This window comes from Escherichia sp. AM3 (assembly GCF_032029835.1).
Lineage (GTDB): Bacteria > Pseudomonadota > Gammaproteobacteria > Enterobacterales > Enterobacteriaceae > Escherichia > Escherichia coli.
Genome location: NZ_JAVUPQ010001187.1, coordinates 1 through 249, shown reverse-complemented (window position 1 = coordinate 249; position 249 = coordinate 1). Strand labels below are relative to the sequence as shown.

Annotated in this window: 1 pseudogene; it reads left to right on the top strand. The window is 61.0% G+C overall.

Going from position 1 to position 249, the window contains the following annotated elements:
- Positions 1-249, top strand: a pseudogene (locus RTW80_RS30255) (DNA primase); the annotation flags it as partial.

The following is a 249-nucleotide window of genomic DNA, read 5'->3' as shown; positions in this document are numbered from 1 at the left end:
CGAAGCAGTACACGGTAAAAGGCCCGGTGATGCTGATGCTGACCACCACCGCGATCGACGTTGACGAGGAACTGTTAAACCGCTGCCTGGTGCTGACGGTGAACGAGTCGCGGGAGCAGACGGAAGCCATCCACGCGGCGCAGCGTCACGCGCAGACGCTGGAAGGACTGCTGGCGGCGAATGAAAAAAGTTACATCACTCAGCTTCACCAGAACGCGCAGCGGCTGCTGCGCCCGCTCAACGTGGTGA